The sequence below is a fragment of the Rhizobium sp. BK212 genome (assembly GCF_014197475.1).
Lineage (GTDB): Bacteria > Pseudomonadota > Alphaproteobacteria > Rhizobiales > Rhizobiaceae > Rhizobium > Rhizobium anhuiense.
In genome coordinates this window covers 58,414-76,638 of record NZ_JACIFS010000012.1, presented here as the reverse complement: position 1 = coordinate 76,638, position 18,225 = coordinate 58,414, and the positions used below count along the sequence as shown (strand labels likewise).

Annotated in this window: 19 protein-coding genes; 6 read left to right on the top strand and 13 right to left on the bottom strand. The window is 61.3% G+C overall.

The window, feature by feature from the left end:
* Positions 1-36 precede the first annotated feature (36 nt).
* On the top strand, positions 37-558 hold the full coding sequence (locus FHT79_RS28485; protein WP_183904585.1) for a MarR family winged helix-turn-helix transcriptional regulator: 522 nt from the start codon (positions 37-39) through the stop codon (positions 556-558).
* Between the two features lie 7 nt (positions 559-565).
* Positions 566-1,159, top strand: coding sequence for a LysE family translocator (locus tag FHT79_RS28480; RefSeq protein WP_097630624.1), 594 nt, complete (start codon positions 566-568; stop codon positions 1,157-1,159).
* Between the two features lie 88 nt (positions 1,160-1,247).
* Here FHT79_RS28480 and FHT79_RS28475 read toward each other — a convergent pair whose 3' ends face one another.
* Positions 1,248-1,670, bottom strand: a complete 423-nt coding sequence (locus FHT79_RS28475; RefSeq protein WP_029868108.1) for an organic hydroperoxide resistance protein — start codon at positions 1,668-1,670, stop codon at positions 1,248-1,250.
* A 124-nt stretch (positions 1,671-1,794) separates the two neighbouring features.
* Between FHT79_RS28475 and FHT79_RS28470 the strand changes: the two genes are divergently transcribed.
* Positions 1,795-2,280 carry a MarR family transcriptional regulator gene (locus FHT79_RS28470; RefSeq protein WP_047614211.1) on the top strand — a complete coding sequence of 162 codons (486 nt, stop codon included), beginning with the start codon at positions 1,795-1,797 and terminating at the stop codon, positions 2,278-2,280.
* 43 nt (positions 2,281-2,323) lie between these two features.
* On the opposite strand, the gene FHT79_RS28465 is transcribed toward FHT79_RS28470, so the two are convergent.
* The 7 genes from FHT79_RS28465 to FHT79_RS28435 form a co-directional block, all read right to left on the bottom strand.
* Positions 2,324-2,557 (bottom strand): hypothetical protein, encoded by a 234-nt coding sequence (locus tag FHT79_RS28465; protein WP_029868110.1) that lies wholly within the window; start codon positions 2,555-2,557, stop codon positions 2,324-2,326.
* A gap of 133 nt (positions 2,558-2,690) precedes the next feature.
* Positions 2,691-2,927, bottom strand: coding sequence for a 30S ribosomal protein S21 (rpsU, locus tag FHT79_RS28460; protein ID WP_003569533.1), 237 nt, complete (start codon positions 2,925-2,927; stop codon positions 2,691-2,693).
* Positions 2,928-2,983: 56 nt separating this feature from the next.
* Positions 2,984-3,268: a hypothetical protein gene (locus tag FHT79_RS28455; RefSeq protein WP_029868111.1), complete on the bottom strand. Its 285-nt coding sequence runs from the start codon at positions 3,266-3,268 to the stop codon at positions 2,984-2,986.
* Positions 3,269-3,503: 235 nt separating this feature from the next.
* Positions 3,504-3,713 carry a cold-shock protein gene (locus FHT79_RS28450; protein ID WP_003546468.1) on the bottom strand — a complete coding sequence of 70 codons (210 nt, stop codon included), beginning with the start codon at positions 3,711-3,713 and terminating at the stop codon, positions 3,504-3,506.
* A gap of 304 nt (positions 3,714-4,017) precedes the next feature.
* Entirely contained in the window at positions 4,018-4,752 is a 735-nt protein-coding gene (locus FHT79_RS28445) for a L,D-transpeptidase (RefSeq protein ID WP_029868114.1), read from the bottom strand.
* A 140-nt stretch (positions 4,753-4,892) separates the two neighbouring features.
* Complete coding sequence (locus tag FHT79_RS28440) at positions 4,893-5,699, bottom strand: L,D-transpeptidase (RefSeq protein WP_183904584.1); 807 nt, start codon at positions 5,697-5,699, stop codon at positions 4,893-4,895.
* 190 nt (positions 5,700-5,889) lie between these two features.
* Positions 5,890-6,810: an alpha/beta fold hydrolase gene (locus tag FHT79_RS28435; RefSeq protein ID WP_029868116.1), complete on the bottom strand. Its 921-nt coding sequence runs from the start codon at positions 6,808-6,810 to the stop codon at positions 5,890-5,892.
* A 175-nt stretch (positions 6,811-6,985) separates the two neighbouring features.
* On the opposite strand from FHT79_RS28435, the gene FHT79_RS28430 reads away from it, so the two are divergent.
* The gene (locus FHT79_RS28430) at positions 6,986-7,564 is read left to right on the top strand and encodes a nucleotidyltransferase family protein (protein ID WP_246714072.1); all 579 of its coding nucleotides are present in this window, start codon (positions 6,986-6,988) and stop codon (positions 7,562-7,564) included.
* Between the two features lie 70 nt (positions 7,565-7,634).
* Here the strand turns inward: FHT79_RS28430 and FHT79_RS28425 are convergent, their stop codons facing one another.
* From FHT79_RS28425 to FHT79_RS28415, 3 genes are all read right to left on the bottom strand, one after another.
* Positions 7,635-9,260, bottom strand: coding sequence for a cisplatin damage response ATP-dependent DNA ligase (locus FHT79_RS28425; protein WP_183904583.1), 1,626 nt, complete (start codon positions 9,258-9,260; stop codon positions 7,635-7,637).
* A gap of 229 nt (positions 9,261-9,489) precedes the next feature.
* On the bottom strand, positions 9,490-10,500 hold the full coding sequence (locus FHT79_RS28420) for a ligase-associated DNA damage response exonuclease (RefSeq protein ID WP_048338326.1): 1,011 nt from the start codon (positions 10,498-10,500) through the stop codon (positions 9,490-9,492).
* Positions 10,501-10,570: 70 nt separating this feature from the next.
* Positions 10,571-11,383 carry an alpha/beta hydrolase gene (locus FHT79_RS28415; protein ID WP_183904582.1) on the bottom strand — a complete coding sequence of 271 codons (813 nt, stop codon included), beginning with the start codon at positions 11,381-11,383 and terminating at the stop codon, positions 10,571-10,573.
* Positions 11,384-11,504: 121 nt separating this feature from the next.
* Here FHT79_RS28415 and FHT79_RS28410 point away from each other — a divergent pair, with 121 nt between their 5' ends.
* Positions 11,505-12,476, top strand: a complete 972-nt coding sequence (locus tag FHT79_RS28410; RefSeq protein ID WP_097595756.1) for a glycerophosphodiester phosphodiesterase family protein — start codon at positions 11,505-11,507, stop codon at positions 12,474-12,476.
* A gap of 45 nt (positions 12,477-12,521) precedes the next feature.
* On the opposite strand, the gene FHT79_RS28405 is transcribed toward FHT79_RS28410, so the two are convergent.
* The gene (locus tag FHT79_RS28405; protein ID WP_183904581.1) at positions 12,522-14,390 is read right to left on the bottom strand and encodes a diguanylate cyclase; all 1,869 of its coding nucleotides are present in this window, start codon (positions 14,388-14,390) and stop codon (positions 12,522-12,524) included.
* Between the two features lie 665 nt (positions 14,391-15,055).
* Between FHT79_RS28405 and FHT79_RS28400 the strand changes: the two genes are divergently transcribed.
* Entirely contained in the window at positions 15,056-15,778 is a 723-nt protein-coding gene (locus FHT79_RS28400; RefSeq protein ID WP_183904600.1) for a LuxR family transcriptional regulator, read from the top strand.
* 16 nt (positions 15,779-15,794) lie between these two features.
* Here FHT79_RS28400 and FHT79_RS28395 read toward each other — a convergent pair whose 3' ends face one another.
* Positions 15,795-18,092: an EAL domain-containing protein gene (locus FHT79_RS28395; protein WP_047614196.1), complete on the bottom strand. Its 2,298-nt coding sequence runs from the start codon at positions 18,090-18,092 to the stop codon at positions 15,795-15,797.
* Between the last annotated feature and the right edge of the window lie 133 nt (positions 18,093-18,225).

The window sequence follows — 18,225 nt, the reverse complement described above, 5'->3', positions numbered from 1 at the left end:
CTTGACTAATTACATTGATATCAATAGAAATGGAGCATGTCAAATTCGATCGAGATTCCCTTTTCCACGACGCTGATGGTGCGCGACACCTGCCTCTGCCTGCATGTGCAGCGGGCGGCGCGCGCACTTGCCCGACTGTTCGACGATGCGCTGAGGCCGGCGGGGCTGACCAATGGGCAGTTTTCGCTGATGATGTCGCTGAACCGGCCGGAACCGCCGCCGATGGGACCGGTCGCCGCCCTGCTCGCCATGGACCAGACAACGCTGACGGCGGCGCTGAAGCCGCTGCAGCGCAAGGGCTGGGTCGCAGTGATGGAGAACCCCCGGGATAGGCGCGGCCGGCTGCTGAGCCTCACCGCCGATGGCAAGGCGGCGCTGGCAAAGGCGCTGCCGATCTGGGAAAAAACGCATGCGCTGCTTGACGGCAGGCTCTCGGATGGCGGTTCCGCGCGGCTGCGGCAGGACCTGCAGGCGCTATCATCCATGCCGGCCGAAACGCTGAAGGCCGTTGCGTCACCGCGGCCTTCCCGTCATAACAGGCGGGCAACGGCGGAATAGGCGAGCTATGAGCATCTGGTTCTTCATCATTCCCTTCACACTCGCCGCCGCCCTTCCGGGACCGGCCCAGGGCGCGCTGATCGCGCAGGTGCTTACCCGTGGCGGGCGCTCGACGCTTACCTTCATCCTCGGCATGGTCGCCGGCAATTCGCTCTGGCTGGTGGCAGCGATCTCAGGGCTTTCGGCGTTGGCATTGCGCTTCGAGGCCGCCTTCGTCATCGTCAAATGGCTGGGGGTCGCCTATCTGCTGTTCATAGCCTGGAAGCTCTGGACGAGCGCGCCTGATGGCATCCAGGCGCAGGCGGGCGGCAAGCGCGGCTTGCTCGCCGGCATGCTGCTGACGCTCGGCAATCCGAAAGCGGTGGTGTTTTTCGGGGCGGTTCTGCCACAGGCCTTCGATCTGACGGCGCTGTCGGTATCGCAGATAGCCGTGATCGTCGCTCTCGGCCTTGCGATCGATCTCGGCGTGCAAGTCGCCTATCTCATGGTCGCGGCAAGAGCCCGCGCCTTCATCCGCTCACCACGCCAGATGCGGGCGGTGAACCGGTCGGCGGCAGGGCTGATGGCGGGTTCGGCGGCGCTGATCGCGATGCGGAGCTGAAATCGAACCGATTTCCCACCAGGTCAATGGCCCTGCCCTGCCGGCAGATTGCGGCAGCCATCGTGGCTGCCGCTTTTCTTAAAGCCGATCAGGCAACCGTGACCGGAACTTCGGTCGAGGTGCGCATGGCGTGGCTGTAGGGGCAGACGATGTGGGCCGCGGCGGCGAGCTTTTCGGCAGTTTCGCGGTCGAGACCGGGGATATTGACCGTCAGCGCCACTTCGATGCCGAAGCCGCCGCCATCTTCACGCGGGCCGATGCCGACCTTGGCGGAAACCGTCGTCTCTTCCGGAATCTTGACCTTCTGCTGGCCCGCGACAAATTTCAGAGCACCGAGGAAGCAGGCGGAGTAACCGGCAGCGAAGAGCTGTTCGGGATTGGTGCCGGTCGCGCCGTCGCCGCCGAGTTCCTTGGGAACGGTCAGCGTCACGTCCAGAACGCCGTTTTCGGAAACGGCGCGGCCTGCGCGGCCGCCGGTGGCAGAGGCTTTGGTCGTATAGAGAATAGGCATGACGATCTCCTTTGATTGGCCCTTCGATCGGGTTGGATTTTTAATATCGCACAATTAAATTGCACGCAAGTGAATTTTGCAAATTGCATTTCGAATTCGAAAAGAGGACAATAAGGCCTCAAGGATGATGGATATGAAAGCGCACACGACGAAGACGATGGAGATACCGCAAGAGGAGAAACGACTGGAAAAGCAGTTGTGCTTCGCGGTCTATGCGACGGCGCATGCATTCACCCGCGCCTACAAGCCAATCCTCGACCGGGTCGGGCTGACTTATCCGCAATATCTGGTGATGCTGGTGCTCTGGGAACGCAGCGAGTTGCCGGTGAAGACGATCGGCGAGCAGCTCGATCTCGATTCCGGCACGCTGTCGCCGCTGTTGAAACGGCTGGAACAGGGCGGGCTGATCAAGCGCATCCGCGACCTGCGCGACGAACGGCAGGTAATCGTGTCACTGACCCCGAGAGGTGAGGCGATGAAGGGGGAGATCGATACGATCATGACGGCGATCGGACAAGCCGCCGGCTGCACGCTCAAGGAAATGGCCGAGATGCGCGACATGCTGCATCGGCTGCGCGGCAATCTCGCCCACGCCGGCACGGACGGCTGAACGCGTCCACCCGGTCAGCCTAAATAAGGGCACCCACCGAGGATCAGGGCCGTCCCGCAGCCGGCTTGGCCGGCGACCGGCGCTTCTTTGCAGGCGGCGCCTTAGGTTCGGCTTCGGCCTCCTGCTGCAGGCGCAGTGCTTTCAGCTTCTCCGTCTTCTTGTCACGAGCCGATGCCTCAGCGGCGATGATGGCGCGCGCCGTATGATCGGTCGCTTCCGCCTTGTCGCGAGACGAGAGCTTGGCGGGATTGAAGAATTCTCCCTTGGTGGCGGTCATGTGCCCCTTTCTCAGGTGATGGCGGCGCTAGAGTCGTGGCTCCGCGGCTGGAACCGCGGCTCCATGTTTGGCGCCACGATTCCACGGCAGGCGCCGTGATTCCACGGCAGGCGCCGTGGTTCCACGGCTAGGTTTAGCGGGCGCGAAGAACCTTCTTCGGTGCCGGCAGCAGACCTTCGCGCTGCAGCTTCTTGCGGGCAAGCTTGCGCTGGCGGCGAATGGCTTCGGCCTTTTCGCGGGCGCGCTTCTCGGACGGCTTCTCAAAGGCGCTGCGCGCCTTCATTTCCCGGAACAGACCTTCCCGCTGCATCTTCTTCTTGAGCACGCGGAGCGCCTGATCGACGTTGTTATCCCTGACGAGAACCTGCAAAACGATATCCTTCCTGTCGGCGGCAAGGCCGCGCTGTCATAGTAAAAACGGCGGGACTACTTCCCGATCTTGATGCTCGAAAACTTCAGCCATGGCTCGGCGCCATCGGACTTGGCCGCCGCCTCGGGAGAAACCCTGGATGGCGTTTCCCCCGTATCGATATCGGCCTCAGTGATGCGGCGCTCGAAATTCTCCGCATCGAACTGGACCCGATATTGCACATGCCCGTGGTCGTTGGGCAGTATGCTGGAAATCCGGCACCGCTTATCGGCTTTCGCCGTGCGGGTGAGGCCGGATTTCAGCACGATCATGTCGCCGACTTTATAGTTTGGTCTGCCCATTTCAGCGTCCCTTCGACTCTTCGGCTGCGCAATCGATCAATCAAAGGCCGGGCGATCAAATCAGCAAAGCCAGGCGATCAAAGCAAAAAGGCCGGGCTCGGACCCGACCTCTTCCAGTCACTCAGCCCGCTGCCAATCTTTGGTCAGTTCGCTGCCAGTACATCCGTGGTCAGCTCACTGCCAGCATTTGGTCAGCCCGCCGCCATGTTCATGGTCAGCGCAGGCGAATGACAAATCATGCGGCCTGAAGATTATCAGCCGAGTTCTTGCCGGACTTCTTGTCGCGGACGAGATCGTAGCGGATCTTCTGGCCTTCAACGAGTTCGCGCATGCCGGCGCGTTCAACCGCTGAAATGTGAACGAAAACGTCGGTAGAACCATCATCGGGCTGGATGAAGCCAAAGCCCTTGGTGCCATTGAACCACTTGACGACGCCTGAATTCATAACGATCTCCTTTTCAACCGTTTGTGTTCGCCTGCGGAGAGATATCCGACAAGCCGTATCGATGTTGAGAGGATATCTGACGGAGCGCTTCAGCGCGTGGACAAAGGTCGCAAGCAATTCGATACGCACCATGTAGGATATTTATCGAATTAAGCAATGGTATTTCGAAAAATAAAATCCCCTGCCGGCGCAAAATGAAAACTCTTGCTCAAGCGAAAGCAGGTGCTTTTGGGCGGAAGCAATGACTTCCTCGGGGAAAAAGATCGATCCGGGGCGGCCGGATTGTGGGCCGCCCTGGTGATCATTACTGCCAGACGACGATCGGCGCCTTTGTCGGCACGCGGTCGTAGAGATCGATGATATCCTGGTTCATCAGCCGCACGCAGCCCGATGAGACGGCCTTGCCGATCGAGCGCCAGTCGGGATTGCCGTGCAGGCGGTAGAGCGTGTCCTCGCCATTCGAGAAGATATAGAGCGCGCGGGCGCCGAGCGGGTTCTTCAGGCCCGGCTCCATGCCGCCGTTGTCGATCGAATATTTGACGAGTTCCGGCTGGCGGGCGACCATCTCGTTCGGCGGCTTCCAGCGCGGCCATTTCTGCCGCCACTGGATGACGCCCGAGCCCTGCCAGGCAAAACCCTCGCGGCCGATGCCGACGCCGTAACGCATCGCCATGCCATCGCTCTGGACGAGATAGAGGAAACGCGATGGCGTATCGACGACGATGGTGCCCGGCGGCTGGCCGGTGGGATCGACGACGCGCTGGCGATAATAGCGCGGATCGATCTGTTCGTAGGGAACGGCGGGAATGAGAAAGCCGCCGTCCTCGATGGGGCCATACATGACGGCAAGCTCGGCTCCGCTCGGCACGCTCGACGCCCCCGGGGACTGGAACAGGCGCATGGGCGAACGGTAAATGATCGTTGTATCGCCTGATGTCACCGTGTTGGCGCTGGAGGCGCAGCCGGTGAGTGCGGAGGCTGCGGTCAATGCCGAAAAGGAAAGAAAGCTGCGGCGGGAAAGATGTCTATCGAAGCTCATGACGCGGGACTGATTTCCTTTGATGCGGGAATCCTGGGATAACGACATCAGTGAATCTATCGGCTTGCGCCAAATAAACCATAGCTTCACGCAGACGTGTCCGGCCTGGGGCAGACGATATGGGTCGCGCTGTTGCAGCGCTACATCACAACGATCTCAGCCTTGGCCGGAACGCGGTCGTAGAGATCGATGACGTCCTGGTTCAGCATGCGCACGCAGCCAGATGAAGTGGCCTTGCCGATCGACTGCCAGTCGGGCGTGCCATGGATGCGGTAGAGCGTGTCCTGCCCGCCCTTGAAGATATACATGGCGCGGGCGCCGAGCGGGTTCATCAGTCCCGGATTCATGCCGCCATTCTCCGCGCCGAAGGGGCGAACCTCAGGCTGGCGCGAGACCATTTCGACTGACGGCGTCCAGCGCGGCCATTTCTGCTTCCACTGGATGGTGCCGCGGCCCGACCAGGCGTAACCGTCGCGGCCGAGGCCGACGCCGTAGCGCATCGCCTTGCCGTTGCCCTCGACGAAATAAAGAAAGCGCGTCTTGGTATCGACGATCACGGTGCCGGGCCGCTCTGTCGTCTGATAATCGACCTCCTGGCGCAGGAACTGCGGCTGCACGCGGCTGATCGGGATCGCCGGCAGGGTGAAATCCTCGTCGCGAAGCTGGCCATACATCGCCATGTGCACGGGATTGGTGATCGGCAGGCCGTAGGTCTGATGGAACTGGGTCTTGTAGAGTTCGCGCGTCTGCGGCACCGGCTGATCGGGAATGGGCCGCACCCGGCGCGGATCGACGCCTGGCGGCTGATAAAACACCGGCGAGGTTTCCTGGACGAAGCGGGCGGGCGAATCGGCGGCGACATCGGGAATGAGAATGTTGCAGCCGCTCAGCGACGCAACGGCAATCACAAGCCCGGCAATCGGGAAGACCCGGCGCAGAAAATTCATGGAACCACCCTTATCAACGATCGGCAGACAACGACATCTGCCGGGACGATGGCATCTGCGGCTGGCGCGAGGCTGGTGTTGGGGTGGGAAAAGCAAGATCAGCAAACGATGAGCCCGCCACCGTGGGCGGCGGCGGGATCGCAATCAATCATCCGTCACACTTCATCGCTGCTGCCGGTATCGGCAAAACTCAGGCCGCCACCCCGTGGAAGAAGCGGATGCTCTGTTCGATCTCGGCCGGCAGCGCCGAGGTGTGGTTGCCGGCGACGGTATCGGTTTCGATATGGATGCCGGCGGCGCGGGCGCGGCGGGCAAGCAGATCGGCGCGGTCGTTGAAATGGGCCTCTTCGGTGCCGTGGACGACACGGACCGGGCATTTGAAGCTGTGGGCGTAACACAGCGCCGACCGCACCTCGAACTCATGCGCATTGCTGTCGTCGAAGCGGATATCCTGGGGATAGCGGCTGAAGAAGCGGAAAGCATTGGGATTGCCCGAAATCGGCGCCGCGGCACGGAACTTATCGGTGCTCATCGCCGCCAGCATGGTCAGCGTGCCGCCGATGCTGTGGCCGGCGATGAACAGGCGTTCGGGATCGACACCCGGCAGATGCGCCAGGCGCTCGGCGGCGGCGAGCACATCGTCGACCTCGTCATAGAAACCGGAGAAATTGCCCATCTGGCCGTTTTCGCCGCGCAGCGACGGCATCATCACGACATAACCGGCATCCATATAGGGCTTCATCAACTGCCAGTGGCCGATGCCCATGGCATTGCCGCCGTGCAGGAAGAGCACGGCCGGTTTGGCGGCGCGCTCGCGCTTGTATTTCGAAACCCAGGCCGCCAGTTCCAACTCGCCGTAGCCGGAGCGGTAGAAGATCTTGTCGGCATCGGCAGGCGCATTCAGCGGTTCGTATTTGTCGGGCGCCGGACCCTTCTGCAACAGCTTGGTGCGGAAATGGTGGCGGACTTTGGCATAGTCGCCTTTGGCGAGGCGCGGCTCGTCCGGGACATCGAAGGCGGCCGCCATCCGCGGCAGGACGAATGCACCGGCAAGCCCCGCCAGCACGGCACGGCGTTGGAGGAAAAAGGAATTTTGTTCACGCGAGCTCATAACGCAGCACCCAAATCATCTCCCCGGCATGCAAAATCTGCACCGGAAGATCGTTGCCGCCAATACACATGGTGTTGAAAATATTGCCCTGCGTCATTGTTGCGCAGGTTGCCACGCAAACCTTATCGCAACAATCTTATATCGGGAATCGCGTTGGATAAGCGAAAAGGGGGAATTGACGCTGAATCCGCACATGAAACTCCAGGCGATCATTTCGGACAGTCCGCTTCTCTCGACAGTGCTCGATCACTGGGACCGTATCGGGTTGCCTGATGCGCGATTGGTGGCCGGGGCGATCGCCCAGACAGTATGGAACCACGCCTTTGGCTTTGCCCACGATCACGGCATCAATGACATCGATATTGTTTATTTCGATGGCAATGATCTGTCCGAAAGCGCCGAAGCAGATCACTCTGCCCGTATTCGGGGGCTATTATCCAATCTACCTGTCTGGATAGACGTGAAGAACCAGGCCAGAGTTCATATTTGGTACAAGGAAAAGTTCGGGCATTCAATAACGCCGTATACATCCACAGATGAGGCGATCACGACCTTTCCGACCACGGCCGCTGCCGTCGGCATTCGCCCCGTGGACAAGGGGCTGGATCTGTTTGCACCCTACGGCCTGAAGGACCTCCTGGCCCCGGTGGTGCGAGCCAACAAGAAGCAGATTACCCGGGAAATCTACGAGAAGAAGATCGCGCGGTGGGGCACGCTGTGGCCGGATCTTGAAATCATCGCTTGGGACCCGTAGGCGGATCGCTTGACGGCTTCTGCCCCAGTCTGCGTCATTCATGCAACGCGCTTCGGCAATATCCATCCGGTCACGCCGGTTTGGCGTCGATCATGGCGATCAGCGTGCGCAACCGGTCTGCCTCGTAGGAGGGTTTGTCGGGGCGCAGGCGGGCGATGCGGGGAAAACGCATGGCGACACCGGATTTGTGCCGGGTCGAGCGGTTGATGCCCTCGAAAGCCACCTCGACGACGAAGCCGAAATCCCTGTCGGCGCGCACGGCCCGCACCGGGCCGAAACGCTCGGTGGTATTGTTGCGCACGAATTTGTCGAGCACCTCGAGTTCGGCATCGGTAAAGCCGAAATAGGCCTTGCCCACCGGCACCAGTTGCTCGCCGTCCTCGTCGTCGGCCCAGACGCCGAAGGTGAAATCGGAATAATAACTGGAGCGCTTGCCATGGCCGCGCTGGGCATACATCAGCACCGCATCGACATTGTAAGGATTGCGCTTCCACTTGAACCAGGGGCCCTTCATGCGGCCGGCCTGGTAGATGCTGTCGCGGCGCTTGATCATCACGCCTTCGATGACGGGATCGGGCGGGGCGGCGCGCAGGGCGTCGAGTTCCTCCCATGAGGAGAACGGCACGAGCGGCGAGAGGTCGAAACGGTCATGGGGGGCGCGGTCGATAATCTCGGTCAGCCGGTCGCGGCGATCGATATAGGAGCGGCCGCGGACATCCTCCTCGCCGTCGAAGAGCAGGTCATAGGTACGGATGAAGGCGGGATAGTCGCCAAGCATCTTCGCCGTCACCGTCTTGCGGTTCAGGCGCTGCTGCAGGTCGGAGAAAGTTCGGGTCGGGCTGTTGGAGCGGGCGGTGCCGCCGACCAGCAGCTCGCCGTCGACGACGCCGGAAAAATTGATCGCGTCGAGAATATCGGGAAAGGCGCCCGAAATGTCGTCGCCGGAACGGGAATAGATCTTGCGCCTGTCGCCCGAGCGGGAGAGCTGGACGCGGATGCCGTCCCATTTCCACTCGGCGGCGTAGCCGGCCGGATCGAGGCCGGCCAGATCGCCCTCCTCCACCGCATTGGCGAGCATGACGGAATGGAAAATCGCCGGTGTGGCCAGCACCGGCTTTTCGCCGCCGCCTGCCAGCCATGTGAACAAGGTCTCGTAAGGTGGCTGCAGGCCATGCCAGAGGGTTTCGATCTCGGTCACGTCCTTGCCGCCGAGATCGGCGAGCGCCTGCTTGGCAAGGCGGGCGGAAACGCCGATGCGCATGGCGCCGGTCGCCAGCTTGATGAAGGCGAAACGGCCGGACGAATCCAGCCGGTCGAGCAGGTCGCGGACGAAGCTCCGCACTTCGGTGCGGCCGAGCGCGTTCATGCCGATGACGACTTCGCCGAGACGCGGCTGAGCGAGTGCCGAACGGTCGATATCCCTCTCATTGTCCCAGACGAGCGAGATGGTTTCGGCAAGATCGCCGACATAGTCATAAGAATAACGGAACAGCACCTCGTCCATGCGCTCCAGCACCAGCTCGCGCAGCATGGCAGGCTTGACGTTGCGCACCTCCAGCGTGCCGGCGATGGCGGCAAGGCCATAGCCGCGGTCGGGGTCCGGCGTGTCGAGGAAATAATCGGTGAGCAGCTTCAGCTTGCCGTTGCGGCTGGGGGTGAGCACAAGGCGGTCGAGGAGGTCGGCGAAGGCTTTCATGGGCGCCTCCCGGCTCTCGAGGAAGCCCCCTCCCCAATGGAGCATGGAAAAGCCCCCTCCCCAAGCCCTCCCCACAAGGGGGAGGAACTAACCTGCGGCAACGCCTCGCCCCAAGGCAACGTCGCTGCATGCAAGGCCGTCAGAGGTAAAATGCGACGGGTGAGGCGCGGCATCCCCTCCCCCTTGTGGGGAGGGTTTGGGGACGGATTTTCAGCAACGAACTCCATCCTCAATCCCCCTCGTCCTCATACCCCACCAGATGCAGCGGTTTCGCCTTGATGCCTTGCAATTGGCACCAGCGCACCAGGGCCTCCTCGCGGCCATGCGTCACCCAGACCTCGGCCGGGTGCAGTTCCCGGATCGTTTCCGTCAGTTCCGGCCAGTCGCAATGATCGGAGATGACGAGCGGCAGTTCGACGCCGAGCTGTTTGGCGCGCTGGCGCACCATCATCCAGCCGGAGGCGAAGGCCGGCAACGGTTCGTTGAAACGGCGAGCCCAGCGGTCGGCGAAGGCCGATGACGGACCGATGACGACGGCGCCCCTGAAGGCTGATTTGTCGCGGCTTTCGATGGTGGCCGGCAGCAGCTCGCCGAGATCGATGCCCTCTCCGATATAATAGTCGCAGAGCCTTTCCATGGCGCCATGGATATAGATCGGTTCGGCATAACCGGCATCGCGCAGCAGCCGGATGACACGCTGGGCCTTGCCCAGCGCATAGGCGCCGACGAGATGGGTGCGCTCTGGAAATTGCCGCAGCGACGCCAGCAGCTTGCCGATCTCGTCCATCGGATCGGGATGATGGAAGACCGGCAGGCCGAAGGTCGCCTCGGTGATGAAGACATCGCAGGGAACCGGCACATAGGCCTCGCAGGTCGGGTCGGGGCGGCGCTTGTAATCGCCGGAGACGACGATGCGGGTGCCGTTCTTCTCGATGGCGATCTGGGCCGAGCCGAGCACATGGCCAGCCGGATGAAAGCTCACCTTGACTCCGTTGACCAGCAGCGCCTCGCCGAAGGCGGCGGCCTGCTCGCTGGCGCAAAAACCCTCGCCGTAACGCAGACGCATGATGTCGAGCGTCTGGCGGGTGGCAAGCACGTTCACATGGCCCGGCCGGGCGTGATCGGAATGACCGTGGGTGACGAGCGCCTGCTCGACTGGCCGCACCGGATCGACATAGAAGCCGCCTTCGGGGCAATAGAGCCCTTCGGGGGCGGGATAGAGCAGCGCATCAGGTCTCATGAAGCGAGAGATAGCGGGAAATGGGCGCGAGGCCAGAGGGGCTGGAAAAGCTCACGATCGAATGCGCCGCTCACGCCGGTGATCCTATCCCATCGAGGAAGGTGACCACCGCGGCGTTGAACTCGGCCGGCCGCTGCAGCGGCGCGAAATGGCTGACGCCCGGGAGATAGATCATCGCAGCGTCCGGAATGCTGCGGGCCAGATATTCGGCATGGTCGGGCTTGATGAATTCATCATGTTCGCCGAGCACGATGGCGACCGGCACGCGGATCCGGCCGAGGTCGGCCGCGTCATAATTCGGCTCCGTCCGCATCATCAGGCTGACCGCCTCGACAAAAGGATGGAAATCGTCCGGCGTGGCGGACAAGGCGGCATAATCGCTGGCGTGCCGGCTGAAGCATCGGTCGATGACCGGGGTCGGATGAAATTCCAGCGTGCCGCTCGGATCCATGTTGCAGGCGAAGAAAAAGACGCCCTCAACCCGCGACGGCGCCGTCATGGCCAGGATCAGAGCGATGCAAGCGCCGTCGCTCCAGCCGACGATCGCCGCCTTATCGATATGGAGTTCGTCCATGACGGCAAGCACGTCGGCAGCCATCAACTCATAGGCATAGGGCCTGATATCGCGGCTGCTTCTTCCGTGGCCGCGGCTGTCGATCAGCACGACGCGGCGGCGGCTCAGCAACAGTGCCGGGATCTGATAGCCCCAGTTGCCGCTATGGCCGAGGCCGCCATGCAACAGAATGACGGGAGGGCCGGCGCCGTAGCTCGCATACCAGATGCGGGCGCCGTCGTGCTCGACATGGCCTTCGACTGCTGCCGGCGGCAACGGGGCGGCGCCATGCGCTTGGAAATGGATGAGCTCGTCGTCTTGTGGTTCCATAGCGATCAGGCTCCCGTCCGGCAAATAGGCGATGGCATAGAAAAGCCGGAAAAGGGCCCAAGAACAACCGGAATCGCTTTCTAGCCCTTGTGCGTTCGATGCAACCGGAGGGGGATAAATCTTGGGCAGGAAGCTTCTCTATTGCGCGGCGGCAATCGCCGCTGCAGCCGCCGGCATCTACCTCAACAATACCAACCTGCTCGCAGAGCATCGGCCGGGAAAACCGGTGCTGCTCGCCCATCGCGGCATCGCCCAGCGGTTCGACGAAACCGATCTGAAGAACGATACCTGCACGGCCGCCCGCATGCTGCCGCCGAAACACGATTATCTCGAAAATACCATCCGCTCGATGCAGGCAGGCTTTGCAGCCGGCGCCGATATGGTCGAGATCGACGTGCATCCGACGACGGATGGGCAATTCGCCGTCTTTCACGACTGGACGCTCGACTGCCGCACCGACGGGCACGGCGTCACGCGCGAGCATTCGATGGCCGACATGAAGAAGCTCGACCTCGGCTATGGCTATACGGCCGATGGCGGCAAGACCTTTCCCTTTCGCGGCCAGGGCATCGGCATGATGCCGACGCTTGCCGAGGTGCTGACGACCTTTCCGGATCGGCGCTTCCTCATCAACGTCAAGAGCCGCGACCCTTCCGAGGGCGAAAAGCTCGCCGCCGTGCTCAACGGGCTTCCCGCCGCGCGACGGGCCAATATCACAGTCTATGGCGGCGACGAGCCGATCGACGCCGTGCGCCGGCTTTCGCCCGATATCAGGACCGCCTCGCGAAAGAGCCTGAAGGGCTGCCTGTTCGGCTATATCGGCTATGGCTGGAGCGGCGTGCTGCCGGACGCCTGCAAACATCGGATGATGCTGGTGCCGATCAATATCGCGCCGTGGCTCTGGGGCTGGCCGGACCGTTTTCTCAACCGGATGCAGGATGCCGGGACAGAGGTCTTCGTGCTCGGCCCCTATCGCGGCAGCGATTTTTCCAGCGGCATCGACGACCCCACGCAACTGGCACGGCTGCCACAGGACTATGCGGCGGGCATATGGACGAACGAGATCGAGGCGATCGGCAAGCTTGCAAAGTGAGGCTCGCTGAGAAATAGGGGCGAGACGTGTCCGAAGTGTCGGAGCTCACGCCGCTCTTGCTTGAACTGCAGCGGCTTCAACACGGTCGCGACCGTGCTTTTTCGCCGCGTAAAGCGCCCGGTCTGCGGCCGCTACCAATTCTGCCGGCGTCGCAAATCGATCCAAGATGTTCGCCACACCGATACTGACCGTCACGATCATTTTGCTGCTCTCACTGTGCGGGATTGCGCGCCGATGCAATGCCGAGCGCAGCATCTTGGCAAGCCGCACCGCGCCGTCCCTGTCCGTGCCGGGCAGCAGGATGGCGAACTCCTCCCCGCCAAATCGCGCCGCGAGGTCGCAGGGGCGCTTGGCAATCGACCTGAGGACCTCGCCGATCATCCTCAGGCAATTGTCTCCTTCGAGATGACCATAGGTATCGTTGTAGGCCTTGAAGTGATCGACATCGATCAGCAGCAGGCTGAGAGCGGATTCGGCCCGGCGGGCGCGGGCAAACTCTTCCGAGATCGCCTCGTTGAACACTCTGCGATTGGCAATACCGGTCAATGCGTCGGTGTCGGCCAGCCCTTTCATCTTCATGGCGAGCTGCGTCAGCCGTTCCTCGGAGTGCTTCATCGAGGTGATGTCGGAAACCACCACCAGGGCGGAGCCGTCGGCCGCCAAACGGGTGCGCTGCCTGAGCCAGCGTCCATCGAACATCGGTATGTCACTATCATGGGTCAGGAAAAGCTGGGCTGCTTCCGTCTCTATCCAATCCTCGCCGGCATCCGGGCCGACGTCGATCCGCTCACCGTTGCGCATAACGGCCTGCAGAATGTCGGTTATAGCAGCGCCGGGCCGTCTGGCATCGGCTGAACGGGGAAAGGCGGCGCGATACTGATCGTTGCAAAACACCAGCCGGCCCGCGGAATTGAACATGGCAAGCCCATCGGACATTTCCGTCATCGCCTGGGACAGCACGTTCTTGCTGTCGAGCGCTTCCTGAATGAGGCGCTTTTTCTCGGTGATATCGCGGGTCACGCCGGAAAGTCCGATCAGATCGCCGTGGCGGTTCCGCAACGGGACCTTCGACGTCATGAACCAGCGTTCCCGGCCATTCTCTTGGACGAGCGGTTCCTCGAAGTCGACGATGGGTTCGCCGGTGGCCATGATCTCCTGTTCGTGATCGAAGAACGCTTGCGCCATTTCGCTGGGATAGAGATCGAAATCCGTCAGGCCGACCATCTCCGAAGATTTGGTGCGGTCGTGGTTTCGCGCGACGTTGAGGTTGGTGACGACGAAGCGGCTATTCCGGTCTTTGACATAGTGGAAATCCGGCGCCTGGGTCAGCGCGGCCTTCAAGATATCCCGCTCGAGGGTAAAGGCATGGAAATAGGTAATGACGGATGCCGCGGCCAAGGTCGCGGCGAATTTCACGCCTATGACGGCAAGGCTGACAGTCGTGATATGCGACCAGCCACCTCGATGGAAAATGCTCATCACCAATGTGACCGCGGCCACCGTAACGGCACAAGCCAGAGCCTTTTTGACATCCGCCGAGCCCCTGCCAAACAGCAAGTGAACCGCCAGTCCAAACACGGATACCAGCATGATCGAGATCAGTGCCGGCTCGACACCGGCGCCACCCATGGAGATCCTCTGCACGGATGTGAGGGCGGCTGTCATCAGAACCGCCAGCGGACCGCCGTAGACTGCCGAGACCGCCAGCAAGGTCGAACGGAGATCGAGATAATAGCCGCTGTCGACCTCGACGGACAGCAGCATCGACAAGACTGCCCCAAGGCCCATCATCAAGCCGAAACCAAGTTCTGCCTGGACCTTCGACAGGCGGTAGAACTTGTAATGCAGGTGCATCCACACCGAAATGACGAGCGCAACCGCAGCCACATTTCCGATCAAGACTTGCCAGGGCACGACATATTCCTCTAATATTTACAGTTACTTAGTACAATTTCATCGATCAAAACGAATTGGCGGAAGACATCGTCGATTGGCGGTCGGTGTGCGGTCCCCTCAAAGAGTGCCAGCAGCGCTCCCACTGCGAGCTTGCGCTGGACGAGCAATCTGAAGATAAAATCCGGCAAATTCTTTAAGTATCCATTAACCCGGTCATTCACCCATACAGGCTCTTCGAGCCAATCAGGCAGAGGAGAAATGTGTCAATAAAATCAATCTGATATAAGCATTCGTTTCGAACGTATCGGTTCGATACAAGATTTGCCGCGGTGGATTTTCCATGCCGACATTGGCGATCTTTCACCGCTTTTGTGCCCGGAAGCCAGAAAGCGCCTTTACGATTTGTTAAGGGCTGGTTGTCTCGTAAGCGTACTTTTCCCGGCAGTTAAGGCCTTGTCTTTTTCTTCCGCTGCCACATGTTGCAGCGTCCTCCAACCGTGTAGAATCCACATCCGATCCGAGCGGATTCGCCCGGCACATTACAGCGTCCTTTGCACGTCTTTCGGACGCGCAAAGGACGCTGTAACACTTTGAATTGCTGCATCATTCTCTGTATCGATTGCGATTTGAGGAATGAGGCGGCCGTGGCCAAGCGCCCGGATGCGGCGGCTGATGGAGAAGACATGAAGCTCGAGGCCGAATTCAGTCGAATCGAGGAAGTCGCCGCAGGCTTCAACACGCATTACGAAGTGTTCAAATATATGAAGGGTCTCACGCAAGACCTTGGAATGAATGCCTTCCTGTTCATGACGCTGCCGACCGTCGACATCCTCGAAATCGGCGCGACGAAGATCATCACCAATTGGCCGGCGGAGATGGTGGATTTCTATGACGCCCATAATCTGATGATCGACAGCCCGGTCATCCGCCGGATGCTGAGATCGACCAGCCCGTTCAACTATGACGTCGAAGCGATCAATACCAATCGCGGCGAAGGCAAGAAGTCGACGGTCATCGAGCTGTTCAACCGATACGGCATGGAAAAAGGCGCCTATTTTCCCGTCCACGATGCCGCGGGCGGACGCGGCGCCATGTCGATTTCGGGGTCGCGGAATTTCAGCATGATCGAGATGGCGAAGCTGCTGTTCATCGCCACGCTGATCTACGACCGGCTCTCGCAGCTGACATTGAACGAGAAACACAAGCCCATCGAGTTTACGGCGAGCGAACTGGACTGCCTGAGGCTGACCGCCGGCGGCAGGAAGGGCAATGAAATTGCCAAACTTCTCGATCTCTCCGAAAATGCCGTGAACAATCACATCGGCAGCGCGATCAAGAAACTGGGATGCACCACGCGAACGCAGGCCGTCGTCAGCGCTCTGCGGCTCAATGTCATTCGCGTTTAGAAATCAAGGCGGCTGATTAGAGGCTGCGCGCCTTCAGCAATGCCGGGATCTCCTCCGGAGAGACGGGCTTGGAGAAGCGGTAGCCTTGCGCCTCCTCGCAATGCGCGTGGCGCAGGAAATCCATCTGGGCATCGGTTTCGACGCCTTCGGCCAGCACCGAAAGCTTCAGCGTCTGCGCCAGTGAAATGACGGCCGAGGCGATGGCGACGGCGGTCTTGTCGCCCGGCAGGGCCTCGACCAGCGAACGGTCCATCTTCAACCGGTCGAAGGGGAAGGTCTTCAGTGCCGCAAGGCTGGAATAGCCGGAGCCGAAATCGTCGATCGACAGGCGCACACCCAGCGCCCGCAGCGATTCCATCATGGCAAGCGCGCGCTCGGCATCCTGCATCACCACGCTTTCGGTGACCTCAAGCTCCAGCCAGCGCGACTGCAGCCGGTGGCGATCGAGCGCCTCGGCGACATGGGTGGCGAAATCCGGATCGGCGAACTGCTTGGCCGAGACGTTGACGGCGATCGTCAGCGGCGTCAGGCCCATATCCTGCCACTGGCGCGCCTGGCGGCAGGCCTCGTTCAGCACCCAGAGGCCAAGGGGGACGATCAGGCCGGTCTCTTCGGCGAGCGGAATGAAATTGACCGGCGGCACCCTGCCCTTGGCCGGATGGTTCCAACGCACCAGCGCCTCGAGCCCGGTGATGCGGCCGGTGGCGACATCGACCTGCGGCTGGTATTGCAGGAAGAGCTGGTCGCCGGTGATTGCCTGGTGCAGTTCCTCCTGTTCGCCAAGCGGCATTCCGACGGGCGTGCTGCCGCCCTCATGATGCTGCAATGTGTTGCGGCCGAGTTCCTTGGCGCGGTACATGGCGCGGTCGGCATTGGCGAGAAGCTCTTGCGAGGTGGCGCCATCGAACGGGAAGGCAGCAACGCCGATGCTGGCGGTGACGGTGAGCTCGCCATCCTCACCGCGGATCGGCCGGTTGATCGCCTTCTGCAGCTCGCGAAGGCGGCGCGTGATGCCGGCATCATGGCTCGACTGGTGGACGAGCACCACGAGGAATTCGTCGCCGCCGAGACGCACGACCATATCGGAGGCCCGCACGCTGTTGGCCATGCGGGCGGCAACCTCCTTCAGCACCTCGTCGCCGGCGGCATGGCCGCGGCCGTCATTGATATCCTTGAAATTGTCGAGATCGATATAGGCGACGGTCACCTTGCGGTTGTTGCGCCGGGCCTGGTCGAGGATATTGGCCAGCCGTTCTTTCAGGAAGGCGCGGTTCGGCAGGCCGGTGAGATCGTCATGATGGGCCATGAAATGGATGCGGTCATCGACGCGCTTGCGCTCGATGGCGATGCCGGCGATGTGGGTGGCGAGCGCCACCAGCGTCATCTCATGCTCGGTGGGACGGCGGACTTCCCTGGAATAGAGCGCAAAGGTGCCGAGCACGTTGTTCTGCGAGGTGGCGATTGGCGTCGACCAGCAGGAGCGGAAGCCGAACGGCGCAATCAGCGCGCGAAAATCCTCCCACAGCGGATCGACCATCACGTCCTCGACGATGACGGTCTGACCGCGCCATGCGGCGGTGCCGCAGGAGCCGACCTTGGGACCGATGGTGACGCCGTCGATCAGGCGGCTATAACCGCCGGGCAGATTGGGAGCGGCGCCGTGATAGAGCCTGGTGCCCTCGCTGTCGAGCAGCAGCACCGATCCGTCGATCCCCGTCAGCTGCGATTCGATCATCAGCACCAGCGCCTCGAGGATCATCGGCAACGGCTCGTTGCGGGCGATCATTTCGAGCAGTTTCGCCTGGCCGCGATGGAGATCCTCCTGAAGCTTGCGCTCGGTGATATCGCGGGACACGCCGATCAGACCGACGACCTCGCCGCGATCGTTGCGCAGCGGTATCTTCGAGGTCAGCCGGCATATCGGTCTTTTGCCGCCGGGAAGGATGTAGGATTCCTCCATGTCGATGCGGGCTTCGCCCGTCGCCATGATCTGCTGCTCGATATCGAAATGGTGGCGCGCCGTTTCGAAATCGAACAGGTCGAAATCGCGCTTGCCGGTGATCTGCGCCGCGCTCTGCACGCCGAGGCTGCTGGCGGTGACGGCATTGGCGAAGACAAAGCGGCTGTCACGATCCTTGACGTAGAGGAAATCCGGAAGCTCGTGGACGATTTCCTTGAGGCGCAGGTTCTCGATGCCCTCGGAAAGATGATGGGCGGTCGATGCCATCATCGCCTCCGTCGCGGCGACGATGCGCCGCGTTTCGGCTGTCAGGGCATCGGTCGATTCCCATCGCCTGGCACTCGGTTCGTGCATAACGCCATTCTCCCCCGCGGCCGAAGGCCGTATCCCGCCCTTGTCATCGTAGAATTTCCCTTCAAAGTAGTCCTCATTTCCTTCGGCTTGCTTAAATGAAAGGGTGAACAAGACGACAATATAAGCGGCGATA